The following is a 15,854-nucleotide window of genomic DNA, read 5'->3' as shown; positions in this document are numbered from 1 at the left end:
GGAGTACACCATGACTCTATCCGCAGCTTCCAGTTTGCCTTTGTCGGACCAGGTGCCGGCGGCCTCCAGATCCCCCCTTCACGCGGGCCTCGCCGCGGAGCTCGGCGAGCGCCACCGGCGGCGCGCGCTGTACGAGCTCGGGGATCACCCCTTGCTCGAGCGGCAGCGGCAGCGCGAGTCGAACGCCCGCTCGTACCCACGGCGGCTGCCGCTGGCGCTCTCGCGCGCGCAGGGCGTGTACGTGGAAGACGTCGAGGGGCGCGTGTTCCTCGATTGTCTGGCCGGGGCCGGCACCCTGGCGCTCGGGCACAACCACCCCGCGGTCACCGACGTCCTGGTGCGGACGCTGCACTCCGGTCTACCGCTCCACACGCTGGACCTCACCACACCTGTCAAAGATCGCTTCACGCAGGACGTGCTCGGCGTGTTGCCTGCGGCCTTTGCCCGCCATGCGCGCATCCAGTTCTGCGGCCCCACGGGGGCGGACGCCGTGGAAGCCGCGCTGAAGCTGGTCAAGCTCGCGACCGGGCGCGGCACGGTGCTGGCCTTTCAGGGCGCGTACCACGGCATGACGCAGGGCGCGCTCACCCTGATGGGCAATCTCGGGCCCAAGGCGGCGCTCGGCACCAGCCTGAACGGTGTGCAGTTCCTGCCGTATCCGTACGAGTACCGCTGCCCGTTCGGGCTCGGCGGCGCCGCCGGCATCGCGGCCTCGCTCGCGTACATCGACAACCTGCTGTCCGATCCGGAGGGCGGCGTGCCCAAGCCCGCTGCCATCATCATCGAGGCGGTGCAGGGCGAGGGGGGCATGATCCCGGCGCCGGTCGCCTGGCTGAAGGGGCTGCGGGAGCTGGCGACGCGCCATGATATCCCGCTGATCCTCGACGAGGTGCAGACGGGCTTTGGCCGCACCGGGCGCATGTTCGCGTTCGAGCACGCCGGCATCGAGCCGGACGTGCTGGTCCTCTCGAAGGCGCTCGGCGGCGGACTGCCGCTCTCGGTGGTGGTGTATCACGAGCGCTTCGACACCTGGCGTCCGGGCGCCCACGCCGGCACGTTCCGCGGCAACCAGCTCGCGATGGCGGCGGGCTCGGTCACGATGTCGGTGCTGCGCGCGGAGCGCCTGGACGCGGCGGCCGCGGAGCTCGGCGCGCGACTCACGGCGCAGCTCGCCGCGCTCGCCAAGGAGCACGCGTGCATCGGCGACGTGCGCGGGCGCGGCCTGATGGTCGGCGTGGAGCTCGTGGACGCGTCGGCCGCGCCCGACGCGCTCGGGGCGCGCCCTGCCCACCGCGACCTCGCCGGGCGCGTGCAGCGCGAGTGCCTGCGGCGGGGGATGATCGTGGAGCTCGGCGGCCGCCACGGCAGCGTGGTGCGCTTCCTGCCGCCGCTCGTCATCACGGCGGCGCAGATCGACGAGGCGGCGAGGATCTTCGGTCAGGCGCTGGCGGCGGCCTGCCTGTAGCTGTCGCTCGGGGGAGAGATCTCGAGGGCACGGTTCGCAGGGCAGGGGCGGCGCAATGGGACGAGATAGTCGACTCGTTTACATGGCTCCTCCGCAGGATCTGTGGGCGCATGGGGCGAGCAAGGGCAGAACGACTTGCGGGCATCCGCGGGGAGCCCTGCCGGATCGCACGGCTGGACGATGCATCGAGGGCATCCGTGGGATGCGTCGCCCGCTCCCGGACCGTGGTCACAGAGGCGGAGCATGGGCGTGTCTACTCGCAGCGAGAGACCGGAGAATTTAACGGTCACGGTAGGGACGGCCCTTTCGGGCCGCCCCCCGTACAGAACCCGGCGTGCGGTTTTCCCGCACCGGGCTCCCACCTCCGGTCTACGGATGAGAAGCGCACGGTGGGATAGGGGTGTGTGATGCGCGGCGGAGGAAGCGGGAAACGCTCGTCGAAACGGGTCCGTTGGTCGTTCGTCCAACGAGCCCGCTGGCTGCGACGTTGCATGCCCCTGTGCCACGCCTCGCGCACTTGGTGGCGAAACGAGCCCAGGGCTCGCGCGTTTCCAGGTACCCCGTAGTAGTTGTAGTGCCCTCGGAGCACGGCGCTCAGCCATCGGTGTTGCTCCCTGGCTGGGTCGTGCGCCTTGCGCCTCATTTTCCTACGGAGATCCCGCAGCTTTGCTGCCCTCTTCTTCCGGGAGGTCCGGCGCACGAGCGCGAAACGTCCATCCACGCGCTTCGCGCTGATGTGCGTAAAGCCGAGGAAATCAAACGTCTCTGGCCGCTCGTGTCCTTCCTTGCCGCAGTGCTCCGATGCGTACCGCCCAAACCGGAGCACCCGCGTCTTCTCAGAATGCAACTCCAGTCCGAACTGAGCGAGGCGCTCCGCAAGCGCTTCCTGCATCGCCCGTGCGTCCCGCTCGTACTGGAAGGTCATCACGACATCGTCGGCGTAGCGCACGATGTACATCTCCCCGCGCGCGTGCCGCTTCCGCCATCGATGCGCCCACAGATCGAGCACGAAGTGGAGGTAGATGTTTGCCAGCAGGGGGCTGATGATCCCCCCCTGCGGCGTTCCCTCCTCCACGTCGTGGAGCTGGCCGTCCTCCATGACGCCCGCGTGCAGCCACTTCATCAGCAGCCGCACCATGCGTCGATCCACGATCCGGTGCTCGACGAATTTCTGCATCCACCCGTGATCGATGGTGTCGAAGAACGCCCGGATGTCTGCGTCGAGCACCCAGTTCGTCTTTCTGCTGACGATCGCTACGCTCAGCGCGTCCAGAGCCCCGTGCGCCGACCGGCCTGGCCGATAGCCGTACGAGAACCCCAGGAACTCGCTTCGCTCGTAGATCGGTTCCAGGAGCATCCGCGCCGCCAGCTGGACGATCTTGTCTTCCAGCGCGGGGATCCCGAGCGGCCTCGTGCGGCCATCGCCTTTCGGGATGTGCACGCGCCGTACCGGTTGCGGATGGTAGCTTCCGCGTTGTACGCGGTCCTGAAGGTCGAGCAGCCGTGCGTCCAGCCTCTCGCCGTAGCTGCTCCACGTCTCACCGTCGACGCCAGGTGCCGCGTCTTTCCGCAGGCGCTCGTACGCCTCCTTCAGCAGCGGCGCCTTGATGTAGCTCAGCAGGTTATCGAACCGCGTCCCTTTCTCCTTCGTCGCTCGCTTTCCGACTCGATCCAGGTGCGTGAGCGCGTCTTGCCGATCCTGAGCCCGGGACGCGTTTCGCTGGTCGAGATTCCCGTTGGCCTCGCCCCTTCCCTCCATCGACTCCTCGGGCGTTACCCGCGAGTTCGCCGACTTCTTCGGTACTATGGGCTCGTCCGACTCCATCGGGGCATGCGGCTCCGGGGCTTTCGCCCCTGCGGCTTGCGGCTTGTCGCCTTCCCGCGCCTGCCTCCCGCCCACCACTGGCGAAGAGGCGCCTCCGAGGCCTCCCGGTTCCCGTTCATCAGGCAAGTGCTGACGTGCCGAACTCTCCGACCCCGAGGGGAGTGCAGTGCCATCGCCCACCGCTGTCTTTGCGGCCGCTGCACCGTGGCCTTCCGCGGTCTTGGAACGCGTCGGCTCCCACTGACTGATTTGTTTTCGAGGCTCCATCGCCCGGCCCGTCCGCTCGTCTTCCTACGCTTCGCCGTCGTGGTCGCCCACGCCGCCGCAAGGTTGACTTCCCGGGGGTGGGCACCTCCCGGGGTAGGACTTGCTTCTGTACTGCTGCATGCTCACCTACTTCCTGATGCCGGTTTTACCGGCGCACCCAAGGCGCAAAGGCGCCAAGGCGCGACAAAGCAAGAGAGAGGGAGGTCATTCTTGCAATCCATTGACGACGCGATGGATGCCCTACCTCACCTTCGCTTCGCCGAAGTTGACGACAATCGCGAGCTTGAGATTGGAGAGCCGCAGGCAGGTGAGAGCCTGCGCCTCGAACACTCTGTTGTAGGCGGCCGCCGCCTTGCACTCGACGACGACCTTGGCTATCTCATTCTCGGTCATTCTCTCCGCCTTTTTGCGCCTTGGCGCCTTTGCGCCTTGGCGTTAAAATCCGAGATTCTCGACGACGTCAGCGAATCGCCGAGCTCGGAAAGAAGCCGGATGCCGGGAGAAGAAGCCTGATGCGCTTGCTCCGGAAGCGGCCCATCGCTGGGCGACGCGAACCTAGCCACCGCTGCTGCGCACGAGCGCCCCTCGCACCGCGCGCAGCCCCTCAGTCAAGCTCGCATGGCGCGGGATCGCGTACCGCTCGCACACGACATCGACGTTGCCCTTGCGCCAGAACCCCTCCGGACAGACGACATGCATCTTGCCGGAGCGGCCGAACAGGCCGAGCTCCAGCAAGCTGATCGGCGCCTTCGAGCCCGGCGCGAAGTACATCAAGATGACGTCCGCCTCCTCGAGCCCGCGGAGCTCCCATTGCACCTGCTCCACGAAGCTCGGGTTCTCGAGGCTCTGCGCCCAGCCCGGCTCCCACCGCTCCCGCCTCGGGTTGAGGATCACCACCTCGAGATCCGCGAGCTCTTCCGCGACGCGCGCCTGCCACAGCTCGGCCTGGCCGTTGTCGATGGAGCCGGCGAGGAACAGCTTCGGACCCGCCAATCCGTCGAACGGCCGCGGCGCCAGCACCTCGATCATGGGGAACACCTCGCGGATGAGAACACGTGGACGACGATCGCCATGCGGGCCGCTCCCCTCCCCCGCCCCGTAACCCGTAACCCGTAACCCGTCAGCCCGCTCCGCCGTTCCCGTGCCCGCAGCCTCGCTTCGGCTCGGGCTCGCCCTTCGCCTGCGGCGCGGGCACCGGGCCGCACGTGCAGTCGAGGCACCCGTGCTCCGCGCAGCTCCCGCACGACGCGACCACCTGCTTGCGGAGGGCCTCGCGGGCGCGGAAGAGGCGCACCGCCGCGTTGTTCGCGGTGATCGACGCCTCCTCGGCGAAGGCCTGCACCGAGAGGCCGTCGACCTCCACACGCTGGATCGCGGCGGCGTACTCGGGCTTCAGCGTGCCGGCCAGCGCCCGGACGCACTGGCAGACCGCGCGGTGCTCCACCTCGGGCTGGGCCGCCTCGTCGAGCTCGGCGGCCAGCGCGGCCATCGCCCGCTCCGACGCGCCCTTTCGCCGGAAATGGTCGACCACGGCGTTCCGGAGCGTCCGATAGAACCACGCCGTGGCCGACTCCTCGTCGCGCAGGCTGTCGATGCGCCCTATGCCCCGCACGAAGGCGTCCTGCAGGATGTCCTCGGCGATGGCGCGATTGCCCACCTTCCGTTCCAGGAAGCGCAGAAACTCGCGGTGACTCTCGACGAGAGCCGCGACCGCCCCCGCCGCCCGCGCGTCCTCGGCGCCTCCCCTCGCCTGCTCCGCGCCCTCCGGGCGTCGCTCTGGCTCGCTCTCGCTCATGACGCACCAGGCTACCCACGAGGGCCGCCCTCCGCCACCGCGCCACGGCACAAAGCGATGGCCGGCGTGACCGGTCGGGTCAGAATGTCCTCCTCTTCACCGGGAGGCTTGAATGACGCTTCAGAGGGTGCTCGTCCTGGCCAGCGTGGGGCTCCTGCCGGCCTGCTCAGGGGCAGACGCCGATGCCCCGCTGTCGTCCACGCCGCGCTGCAGTGCATCGCCGGAGTGCGCCGCCACGCCCGACACGCCGCTGTGCGACCAGGCGCTCGGCGCGTGCGTCGAGCTGCCGCCGGGATCTGCGATCGGCGTGAAGGATGGCAGTCCGTCCTCGGTCGCGCTCGTGTCCGTCTTCGAGCCGAACCGGCAGCGCGAGCCGACCGACCTCGCCTTCAACCCGGAGCGGCCCGAGGAGCTCTGGGTCGTCAACCGCAAGGACGACAGCGTGATCATCATCACGAAGCCCGGCGCGCCCGACGGCTCGTGGGTCCGCCTCCGCGACCCCGCCGCGGCGCACTTCATGGACCAGCCGCCCGCGATCGCCTTCGGCCACGCAGGCACGTTCGGGGTCTGCGGCGACAACGACAACGGCGGCAACTACTTCATGGGCCCGTCGCTCTTCTCCTCGGATCTCTCGATCTTCGCCACGGAGACGCCCGACGGCCTCGGGTCGCACCTCGACATGCTCCACTCGAGCTCCTTCTGCAAGGGCATCGCGCACGAGCAGGCCAACGTCTACTGGGTCTTCAACGGCAACGACAAGGCGCTCGACCGGTACGACTTCGCGCACGATCACGGCCCCGGCCACGACGACCACGCCGACGGCGAGATCTACCGCTATGCCGCCGGGGAGGTGCTCGGGGTCGAGGCCACGTCGAGCCATATCTTCTACAGCGCCAAGGAAGAGCGCCTCTACGTCGCCGACACGGGCCACAAGCGGCTGCTCAAGCTGGATCCGACGAGCGGCGTGCCCGGCGCGAGCTTCGACGGGCAAGAGCCGGTCAAGGTGCGCAGGTACATGGACGGCGCCACGCTCACCGAGTTCGTCCCCCCGGGGACGCTCGAGGCCCCGAGCGGCCTCGAGGTCCACGAGGGCCTCGTCTACGTCACGGATCACGCGACCAGCCGGATCTACGCCTTCGACACGGCGGGGCAGGTGGTCCGCACCCTGGACACGGGCCTGCCCGCGGGCTCGCTCGCGGGGATCACCTTCGGGCCGGACGGCAAGATCTACCTCGTCGACATGCTGACGAGCCGGGTCTACCGCATCGATCCGATCCTCTGAGGCGGCCAGTCACGCGCCGCGCGCGCGGCCGTGAGGGCCTCGGCCGCGCGGCCCCCTGCGCCCCTGCGCCCCTGCGCTCCTACGCTCCTACGCCCCTGCTCAATTACTCTCCCCCCGCCGGCGCGCTCGCTTCCGGCCCGCCGAGCAGCGCGTCCAGCTCGGCCTCGCCCTTGTCCTCCGCCGCCCTGCGCCGGCGGCGGCGGATCCACTCGGCCGCGTCGTCGAAGAGCGAGTACGCCACCGGCACCGCGAGCAGCGTGAGGACGAGGGAGAGCGACTGGCCGCCGAGCACGATGGCCCCCGTCGTCCGGTTCTGGCCCGAGCCGACCCCGTGCGAGAGCACGAGCGGGATCATGCCGGCCACGAAGGCGATCGTCGTCATGAGGATCGGGCGGAGCCGGTCCTTGTTCGCCTGCAGGATCGCCTGGAGCCGCGGCATCCCCTCCGCGCGCAGGTGGTTCGTGTGATCGATCTGGAGGATCGCGTTCTTCTTCACCACGCCGAAGAGGACGAGCAGCCCGAGCCCCGAGAAGAGGTTCAGCGACTGGCCAAAGAGCTTGAGCGACAGCAGCGCGAACGGCACCGTGAGCGGCAGCGAGAGCAGGATCGTGATCGGGTGGAGCCACGACTCGAACTGCGCCGCGAGGATGAGGTACATGAACACGAACGCGAGCCCGATGACGACGACGAAGCTCGCCGCCGTGCTCGCCGTGTTCTTCGAGCTGCCCACCGGCTGCGCGGAGTAGCCCGCCGGCATCCGCTGCTCGGCGACGATCCTGTCGAGCGCCGCCTGCACCGCCGAGTCCCCGACGCCGGGAGCGGCGTTCGCGCTGATCGTGATCTGCCGGCGCCGGCCGAGGCGGCCGATCGACGAGGGGCCGCTGTCGGGCTCCATCGTGACCACGCTGTGGAGCGGGACGGCGCCGTGCTTGGACGAGGGCACCGTGAGGAACGCGAGGCTCTCGGCGTCGGCGCGGTGCTTCGCGTCCGCGCGCACGCGGACGTCGTACTGCTCGCCCGCCTCCGAGTACGTCGACACCTTGAGCCCGCCGACGAAGAGCTGGAGCGCGCCGGCCACGTCGGCCACCTGGACGCCGAGATCCGCGGCGCGATCGCGATCGATGGTCGCGCGGAGCTCGGGCTTGCCCACGACCAGGCTGTTGTCGACGTCCACGGCGCCGGGGACCTTCCGCAGCTCCTCGGTGATGCGCGCCGCGTACTCGCCCAGCCTGTCGAGATCCGGCCCCTGGATCGCCACCTGGATCCTCGCCGACGACTGGCCGCCGGACGAGACCGCCTGCACCTCGCCGGCCGTGACGCGCAGCTCGTTCGGCAGCTTCGCGAGGATCTCCTCGCGCACCCGCTGCATGATCGCGAGCTGCCCGAGCGCGCGCTGCTCCGGGTCGACGAGCATCACGTAGACCTTGGCGACGTTCGCGGCCTGCTGCTCGCCCTCCCCCACGGTCAGGAGCGTCCGGGTGACGCCCGGGAGCCGGCGCACGTCGCCGGCGATCCGCTCGGCGATGAGGCGGGTCGAGGTGAGGCTCGTCCCCTCGGGCGCGCGCATGTTGATCTCGAACTGCGCCTGATCGTCCTCCGGGAGGAAGCCGGCGGGCAGCGTCTTCGCGATGGGCGCGCACGAGCCGAGCGCGACCGCCGAGGCGACGACGATCACCCAGCGGCGCTTCATCACCCACGAGAGCGCGGCCATGTAGGCGCGCTCGATCGGCCGGTAGAAGACGTCGACAGCGCGCTCGAGGACCGACGGCTTCGCGGGGGCGCCGTGCCGCGCGTGCCCCGAGAGCCACCGCGCGGCGAGCGACGGCGTGAGGGAGAAGCTGACGATCAGCGAGACCCCGATCGCGAACGCCATCGTGAGGCCGAAGCTCTTGAGGAAGCGCCCCACGATCCCGGGCATGAACGCGACAGGGATGAAGACCGCCATGAGCGACAGCGTGGTCGCGAGCACCGCGAGGCCGATCTCCTTCGTCGCGAGCACGGCGGCCGGGAACGGCTTCATGCCCTTCTCGTCGATGTAGCGGACGATGTTCTCGAGCACGACGATGGCGTCGTCGATGACGATGCCCACGGCGAGCGCCAGCGCGAGCAGCGTGAGGAAATTCAGCGTGAACCCGGCGATCCACATCACCGCGAACGTGCCGACGACCGAGATCGGGATCGCGAGCGCCGCGATGAGCGTGCTGCGGGCGTTGCCGAGGAAGAGGAGCACCACCGCCGCGGCGAGGAGGGCGCCGAGGACGAGGTGCTCCTTCACGGCGGCGATGCCCGTGCGGATCACGCGCGAGCCGTCGCGCACGACCTCGATCTTCGTCCCCTCGGGCAGCGAGCGCTGCACCTCGTCGAGGCGCGCCTTCACGGCGTCGACGACGGCCACGGTGTTCTGGCCCGACTGCTTGACCACCGACAGGAGGACGGTGCGCCGCTCGTCGAGCTGGGCCCACGTCTTCTCCTCCGCGCGGCCGTCCTCGACGCGGGCGACGTCCGAGAGGCGCACGGCGTGGCCGTCCTGCTCCCGGAGGACGATGCGGCCGAGGGCCTCGGGCGACTCGACGCGCCCCATCACGCGGAGCGTGAGGTCCTCGGGGCCGGTCTCGACGCTGCCGCCCGGCGTCATCAGGTTCTGCGCCGCGATCGCCCGCTGCACCTCGGCCGCGGTGATCCCCTGCGCCCGCAGGGCGATCGGGTCGAGCCAGACGTTGATCTGCCGGCTCTGCGCGCCGATCAGGCTGACCTGGCCGACGCCGGAGATGCTCTCGATCTGCCGGCGCACCCGCTTGTCGACGATCTCGCTGAGCTCGCGGATCGGCTGATCCGACGCCACGGAGACGAGCAGCACCGGGGCCGCGCCAAGGTCGATCCTGCTCACGATCGGCGGATCGATGCCCTTCGGCAGGCTGGGCAGGACGACGCTTATCTTGTCGCGCACCTCCTGGGCCGCGACGTCGGCGTCCTTCTCCAGCACGAAGCCGACCACGACCTGGCTCACGCCCTGGGTCGACGTCGAGCGCAGCTCCTCGATGCCGCTGATGGTGTTCACCGCGCCCTCGATCCGGTCGGAGATCTCGGCCTCGACCTCCTCGGGCGCGGCGCCGTCGAGGCGCGTCGTGACGACGACGTACGGGACGTCGATGTCGGGGAACTGGTCGAGGCCGAGCCGGGTGTAGCCGGCGACGCCGAGGACCACGATGACGAGCATGAGGACCGACGCGAAGACGGGCCTCTTGACGCAGACGCGAGCGAGCCACTGCATGACGACCTCACTCCACGGCTTGGCCGTTCTGGAGCGCCTCGGACGGGTTGATGACGATCGCTTCCCCTGCTCGGACGCCGCGGAGGACGGCCACGGCGTCGCCCTTCTCCACGCCGGTCTGCACGACGCGCTCCTCGAGCCGGTGGTCGACGACGGCGAACAGGTGCGCGCGCCCGTCCCGCGGGACGAGGGCGGATCTCGGCACCACCGGGCTCGGCGTATCGGCCGTGGCGAGCGCGACGGACGCGAACATGCCCGGCCGCAGCGCGCCGTCGGGGTCCTGCACCTCGGCCTCGGCGACGAGATCGCGCGTTGTCTCGCGGACCGCGGCGCCTACCCAGCGCACCGTGCCCGCGAACGACCGCCCCGGGTACGCCGGCACGGTGAACGTCAGCGCGCCGCCTGTCTTTACGGCCGCGAGGCTCGCCTCGGGCACGGTGAACCGGAGGCGCGGCGCGCCCTTCGAGACGAGCGCGACGACCCGGGAGTCCTGGCGGACGTACTCGCCGACGTCGACGAAGCGCTCGGCGACCACCCCGTCGAACGGCGCGCGGATCTGGCCGTCGCCGACGCCCTGCGCGGCGGCGCGGGCGCGGGCGGAGGCGGCCGCGACCGAGAGCGGGGCGCTCCGGCACTGGTCGGCGATCCGGTCGTGCTCGACCCGGGAGATCGCGCCGCTCTCGAGCAGCGCCCCGTAGCGCTCGCACTCGCGCTTCGCCGTCTCTTCCTGGGCGCGGGTCAGCGCGGCGTTCGCCTGCGCCTCCGCGGCGGAGAGCGCGGCGGCGCGGACGTCGAGGCGCGCGAGCAATTCGCCCTTCTTCACCTCGGCGCCGCGCTCGACGAACGTCTCCACCACGCGGCCGGCCGCGTTGGCGGCGAGATCGGTCTCCCGATCCCCGCGCAGCGTGCCGGTGAGCGCGATGCTGCGCGGCATGGGCTGCTCGCGCACCTCCGCGGTCTCGACGCGGACCCTGGGCCCGTTCGTCTCGGCGGCGGTGGAGGCGCTGGCCCTGGTCCCGCAGCCCGCCGCTGCGGCGGCGAGCGCGAGGAGCAGGAGGAGGCTTCGGGCGCGGCCTTTCGTCGTTGTGTGGCTCAAGGGTCCCTCGGGGCAGCGTCGGTCGCGGAGCGGCCTGATGCGGGCGGAGCACGGCCCTCGGCGGAGCACGGCGCCACGCGCGGCGGCGCACGCGCCGGTGCGCTGCGCCGTCCGCTCGTTCTCGTTCCCCGTCGCCCAGCCTCCGGCCCCACCGCTCGGGCGCGCTGGCGCCCAGGCGATCGCAACCGACAGTTGCGATGGGTATAACACGGCCGAAGCCGACCGCAACCGCTGGTTGCGATGATCGCAACGAAAGGGTGCGATAGCCGGCCACGCCGTGAAATTGGGCTGGCGTGTGCGGCGCGGCGGAACTTCAATGGCGGTTGATGCAGGCGACGACGGCGAAGCGCACGGCGAAGCGAGGCTCCGCGAAGGCGCGCGCGCTCGTGCGCGGCGAGCCTGTCGTGCGGGGCATCCTCGCCGCCACGCTGGAGGAGCTCGCCAGCGCGGGGTACCGCGCGCTCCGGATCGAGGACGTGGCCACGCGCGCGGGGGTCAACAAGACCACCGTCTACCGGCGCTGGCCGACGAAGGAGGATCTCGTGCGGGCCGCGCTCCTGTCGGTCACGGACGAGAAGATCATCCCGCCGAACACGGGCTCGCTCCGCGGGGACCTCGTCGCGCTCGGGCGCGCGATCATCGAGATCCAGACGTCACCGGTGGGGCAGAGCCTCTTTCACGTGTGCCTGTCCGAGGGGCTCGACTCGGAGCTCATGACCATCGCCCGCTCGCTGCGCGCGGTCCAGGAGGCGGGGCTGCGGGCCATCATCGAGGCCGCGGTCGCGCGCGGCGAGCTCGCGCCGAGCGCGGATCCGCTGCTGCCGTGCGAGCTGCTCGCGGCCTACCTCCGGCACCGGATGCTCGCGGATCGCACGATCGTGGACGAGGCCCAGCTCGCTCACGTCGTCGACGTGATCCTCCAGGGCGTGCTGCGCCCCGACAGCCGTAAGCGGGCCTGAGCCGCGGGGGCGCGGCGACCGACGCCAGGCGCGGCGATCGCCGAGGCCTCGGCGCGCGGGTCCGTGGCGCGCCGGCGCGCGCGAGGTGTCCGGCGTAGGTCCGCGCAACAGAAGCTATTTAATTGCAAATGTATCTTGATTGCATTACATCGAGCCCACGCCAGACCGGGGCCCTGCGGATCGTGCCGCGGCCGCGGATGCACCTCGTTCACCGCACGCCGCGCGTGCGGCAGGCGCACCCGCCCGCGCTGGAGCGCGCCGGCGCTGGCGAGAGAGGATCTCGACGTGACGCAAAAGCTTCCTGTGACCGTGCTGTCCGGCTTCCTGGGCGCCGGCAAGACCACGCTGCTGAACCATGTCCTCGCGAGCCGCGATTCGCTGCGCGTCGCGGTGATCGTCAACGACATGAGCGAGGTCAACGTCGACGCCGCGCTCGTACGAGGCGGGCGCGCGGCGCTGCGCCGCGTGGAGGAGCGGCTCGTCGAGATGTCGAACGGCTGCATCTGCTGCACGCTCCGGGAGGATCTTCTGGTCGAGGTGGCCCGCCTGGCGGCCGAGGGGCGCTTCGACTACCTGCTGATCGAGTCGACGGGCATCTCGGAGCCGCTCCCGGTCGCCGAGACGTTCACCTTCGACGATCCGGCGACGGGCAAGAGCCTCTCGGAGGTCGCCCGGCTCGACACGCTGGTCACCGTCGTCGACGCGCAGCGGTTCCTCGCCGACTGGACGAGCGCCGACGACCTGCGCGCGCGCGAGGCCGCGCTGGACGGCGACGACGAGCGCACGGTCGCGGACCTGCTGGTCGAGCAGATCGAGTTCGCGAACGTGCTCGTCCTCAACAAGACGGATCTCGTGAGCGATGACGAGGTCGAGCGCCTCACGGCGATGCTGCTGCATCTGAACCCCGGCGCCCGGATCGTCAGGGCTTGCCGCGGCCGGGTCGATCCTCGCGAGATCCTCGGCACCGGGCGCTTCGATTTCGAGGAGGCGGCGCGCTCGCCCGGCTGGATGCGGGAGCTGCGCGGGGAGCACGTCCCCGAGACCGAGGAGTACGGGATCGAGAGCTTCGTCTACTCCGCGGAGCGCCCGATGCACCCGGAGCGGCTCTGGGCCTTCCTCCACGGGGCGGCCGCCTGGGATGGAGTGCTCCGCTCCAAGGGGTTCTTCTGGCTGGCGACGCGCATGGACATCACAGGCGCCTGGTCGCAGGCGGGCGGCGCCGCTTCGTTCGAGGCGGCTGGGCTCTGGTACGCCGCCTTGCCGGAGGAGGAGCGAACGGAGGACGACCGGCCGTGCGCCGCGTGGCATCCGGTCTGGGGCGACCGGCGACAGGAGATCGTCTTCATCGGCGTCGACATGGTCCGAGAGGAGCTCACGCACGGGCTCGACGCCTGCTTGCTCACGCCGGACGAGATGGCTGCGGGGCCTTCCACCTGGAGCCGGTTCGAGGATCCCTTCCCGGCGTGGGAGGACGCGAGTGAGCCGGATGAACAGGAGCGCGAGGCCGGGCCGGAGCAGCTGCGGGCCTGAGGCGCTCCTGCAGGCCGGCTGACGCGGCCTCGGCGGCGCGGTCATGCAGCGCAGCGCATCCACGCTGGCTGCACGACCGCGAACGCTGGAGTCGCGATTACTTGCCTCCTCCCTTCGAGATCTTCCCTTCCGTGAAGATCACATGTTTGCGGGCGATCGGATCGTACTTCTTCATCTGCATCTTTTCCGTCATCGTCCTTTTGTTCTTCGTCGTGTAGTAGCAGTGACCCGTCCCCGCAGACGAGACGAGCTTGATGACATCGCGCATGAGGTGCCCTCCTTGTCGCCGTTCGGCGTCAGGTCGCGCTCCGCGGCAGCGGCGGCGGATCGCCTGACCTGCTGGATGCAACACCATTACTTCGGCCTCACCGCTGATGCAAACAGATTGCATCAACGACGAAGACTCGTGGCATCTCGTTCCATGAGTCTTCGTCGCGGCAGCGCTTCGCGTGCACCGGGCTCCCCCGAGCGAGGCGACCCTGCGAACAGGGTTACCCGCCCTCACGTCGAGCCAGCATTCCGTCCAGAGATCGCCGCTGCGCGGCGTTCAGCCGGATCCCCGGCCGCCGGAGCCGGAGCTGGGCCTCCGCCTCGCTCACGTTCGCGGCGAGCCCCCGGTTCAACAGCAGGGCTGCCGCGATCGTCGCCGAGCGACCATGGCCGGACGCGCAATGCAGGTAGATCGCTTCCTTGCCGTGCAGTCGATGGATGAGCTCACGCAGCGCGCCCGCTTCGGGAGCTGTGCCGTCGAGCACCGGCACGCACAGGTAACCTGGATGGCGGCGCATCGCGGCGGCGGCGGGAAACTCCGCCGTGAGGTCCACGATCATCCGCACGCCCTCCGGTAGCTCCTGGCCGCACGGGCGCCGACCGACCCAGAGCCCCGGCACGACCTCGTTCGCGCAGTCCTCACGCCCGAGCAGGCGCTCGCCGTGCCATATCGACCACGTGAGCAAGAAGTACGGCGCGAACAGCGGGCAGGCCCACCACGCCAGCGTGCCGTCGACCCGCTTTCCTAGCAGGGCGGGCTGGCGCGCCAGGTAGGCAGCGCCGACGAGGGCGAAGCTCAGCGCCGGCCAGAGCAGGGCGAGCCCGGCGCCGCCGGCCACGACGGCGAGCCACAGGAGCGACGCGCTCAGCGCGATGAACAAGGAGCCGTAGCGCATCGAGCGGCCCGATCGTACGGCCCGGGCTCAGCCGGCGCGAGCCTGCCGCATCACCGTCGCTAGGACGCGCTGCGCCACGCGGCGCATCATGGAGCGGATAGTGGCTTTACAGAGCGGGCGAATGGTGAATCATGCGGTCGACGCTGCGCGACTGCGGGATGGCCTTCAACACGGCACCCGCGGTGCCCCGGGGCGTTCCCGCCGAGGCAGCGACGAGAGAAGTGTTGACGCGATTCCAGGATTGCATCGAGAGTGCGTGGGTGGACGCGCAGGGCGGCGCGCTCCTGGCATCGCGATGGACAGGGCGGCCCTGCAGGGAGGTGCGAACATGAAGCTGTTTCGGTTTGCGAGCGGTGGTGGTCCTCGGCTCGGGCTCGAGGACGAGCGTGGCGCGCGCCACGACCTCACGGCGGCGTCCCCGGAGGCGTTCGCGTCCGTCGCCTCGTGGCTCGCCTTGCCGGATCCCCTCGGCGCGGTGCGCGACGCGCGCGCGCGCGCCGCGGCCCACCCCCTCCCGCCCGACGTCCCGCTGCTCGCCCCGATCGACGGGCAGGAGGTCTGGGCGGCGGGCGTCACCTACGAGCGCTCGCGCGCCGCGCGCAAAGAGGAGAGCGCCGGCGGCGGCGACTTCTACGACCTCGTGTACGAGGCCGAGCGCCCCGAGCTGTTCTTCAAGGCGACGCCCCGCCTGGTCGTCGGCCCGGGCGCGCCGGTGCGCATCCGCCGCGACTCGAGCTGGAACGTGCCCGAGCCGGAGCTCTCGCTCGTGGTTTCCGCGGCGGGCCACATCGTCGGTTACACGGCCGGCAACGACGTCTCGTCGCGCTCCATCGAGGGCGACAACCCCCTCTACCTGCCGCAGGCGAAGGTCTACGACGGCTGCTGCGCGCTCGGCCCCGCCATCGTGCTCGCGGACGAGCCCGGGCTGAACCTGCGCGCGCTCTCCATCGATCTCGCGATCCGGCGCCGGGGCGAGGCGGTGTTCACGGGGAAGACCTCGACCGCGAGCATGCGGCGCTCGCCCGAGGAGCTCGTCGCCTACCTCACGCGCGAGCTGAGCTTCCCCGCGGGCGTCATCCTCATGACCGGGACCGGCATCGTCCCGCCGGACTCGTTCACCCTGGAGCCCGACGACCTCGTGGAGATCACGATCCACGGCGTCGGCACGCTGACGAACCCGGTATCTCGAGGTTGACGA

The 15,854-nt window shown here is 70.5% G+C and carries 13 protein-coding genes; 5 read left to right on the top strand and 8 right to left on the bottom strand.

Annotated elements, in window-relative coordinates:
• Positions 1–10: 10 nt before the first annotated feature.
• Positions 11–1,465: a diaminobutyrate--2-oxoglutarate transaminase gene (locus WMF46_RS44065; RefSeq protein WP_437982698.1), complete on the top strand. Its 1,455-nt coding sequence runs from the start codon at positions 11–13 to the stop codon at positions 1,463–1,465.
• 286 nt (positions 1,466–1,751) lie between these two features.
• Here WMF46_RS44065 and ltrA read toward each other — a convergent pair whose 3' ends face one another.
• From ltrA to WMF46_RS44045, 4 genes are all read right to left on the bottom strand, one after another.
• Positions 1,752–3,290 (bottom strand): group II intron reverse transcriptase/maturase, encoded by a 1,539-nt coding sequence (gene ltrA / locus WMF46_RS44060; RefSeq protein ID WP_437979957.1) that lies wholly within the window; start codon positions 3,288–3,290, stop codon positions 1,752–1,754.
• Positions 3,291–3,797: 507 nt separating this feature from the next.
• On the bottom strand, positions 3,798–3,950 hold the full coding sequence (locus WMF46_RS44055) for a GxxExxY protein (RefSeq protein ID WP_437982697.1): 153 nt from the start codon (positions 3,948–3,950) through the stop codon (positions 3,798–3,800).
• A 162-nt stretch (positions 3,951–4,112) separates the two neighbouring features.
• Positions 4,113–4,586, bottom strand: a complete 474-nt coding sequence (locus tag WMF46_RS44050) for a nucleoside 2-deoxyribosyltransferase domain-containing protein (protein WP_437982696.1) — start codon at positions 4,584–4,586, stop codon at positions 4,113–4,115.
• Between the two features lie 91 nt (positions 4,587–4,677).
• Positions 4,678–5,352, bottom strand: a complete 675-nt coding sequence (locus WMF46_RS44045; protein ID WP_437982695.1) for an RNA polymerase sigma factor — start codon at positions 5,350–5,352, stop codon at positions 4,678–4,680.
• Between the two features lie 112 nt (positions 5,353–5,464).
• Between WMF46_RS44045 and WMF46_RS44040 the strand changes: the two genes are divergently transcribed.
• On the top strand, positions 5,465–6,634 hold the full coding sequence (locus WMF46_RS44040; RefSeq protein ID WP_437982694.1) for a hypothetical protein: 1,170 nt from the start codon (positions 5,465–5,467) through the stop codon (positions 6,632–6,634).
• Positions 6,635–6,737: 103 nt separating this feature from the next.
• Here WMF46_RS44040 and WMF46_RS44035 read toward each other — a convergent pair whose 3' ends face one another.
• On the bottom strand, positions 6,738–9,905 hold the full coding sequence (locus WMF46_RS44035) for an efflux RND transporter permease subunit (protein ID WP_437982693.1): 3,168 nt from the start codon (positions 9,903–9,905) through the stop codon (positions 6,738–6,740).
• 7 nt (positions 9,906–9,912) lie between these two features.
• A complete protein-coding gene (locus WMF46_RS44030) occupies positions 9,913–11,001 on the bottom strand; it encodes an efflux RND transporter periplasmic adaptor subunit (RefSeq protein ID WP_437982692.1) in 1,089 nt (362 codons plus the stop codon).
• A 326-nt stretch (positions 11,002–11,327) separates the two neighbouring features.
• Here WMF46_RS44030 and WMF46_RS44025 point away from each other — a divergent pair, with 326 nt between their 5' ends.
• Both WMF46_RS44025 and zigA read left to right on the top strand, forming a co-directional pair.
• Entirely contained in the window at positions 11,328–11,960 is a 633-nt protein-coding gene (locus WMF46_RS44025) for a TetR/AcrR family transcriptional regulator (RefSeq protein ID WP_437982691.1), read from the top strand.
• 285 nt (positions 11,961–12,245) lie between these two features.
• Complete coding sequence (zigA, locus tag WMF46_RS44020) at positions 12,246–13,490, top strand: zinc metallochaperone GTPase ZigA (protein ID WP_437982690.1); 1,245 nt, start codon at positions 12,246–12,248, stop codon at positions 13,488–13,490.
• A 97-nt stretch (positions 13,491–13,587) separates the two neighbouring features.
• On the opposite strand, the gene rpmG is transcribed toward zigA, so the two are convergent.
• Positions 13,588–13,758 (bottom strand): 50S ribosomal protein L33, encoded by a 171-nt coding sequence (gene rpmG / locus WMF46_RS44015; protein ID WP_012240854.1) that lies wholly within the window; start codon positions 13,756–13,758, stop codon positions 13,588–13,590.
• A gap of 223 nt (positions 13,759–13,981) precedes the next feature.
• Complete coding sequence (locus tag WMF46_RS44010; RefSeq protein WP_437982689.1) at positions 13,982–14,656, bottom strand: phosphatase domain-containing protein; 675 nt, start codon at positions 14,654–14,656, stop codon at positions 13,982–13,984.
• Between the two features lie 328 nt (positions 14,657–14,984).
• Here WMF46_RS44010 and WMF46_RS44005 point away from each other — a divergent pair, with 328 nt between their 5' ends.
• A complete protein-coding gene (locus WMF46_RS44005; RefSeq protein WP_437982688.1) occupies positions 14,985–15,851 on the top strand; it encodes a fumarylacetoacetate hydrolase family protein in 867 nt (288 codons plus the stop codon).
• Positions 15,852–15,854 lie beyond the last annotated feature (3 nt).

The sequence above is a fragment of the Sorangium sp. So ce117 genome (assembly GCF_051524395.1).
Lineage (GTDB): Bacteria > Myxococcota_A > Polyangia > Polyangiales > Polyangiaceae > Sorangium > Sorangium cellulosum_B.
Note: the sequence above shows the minus strand (reverse complement) of the source record. Positions and strands in the feature narration are given on the sequence as shown.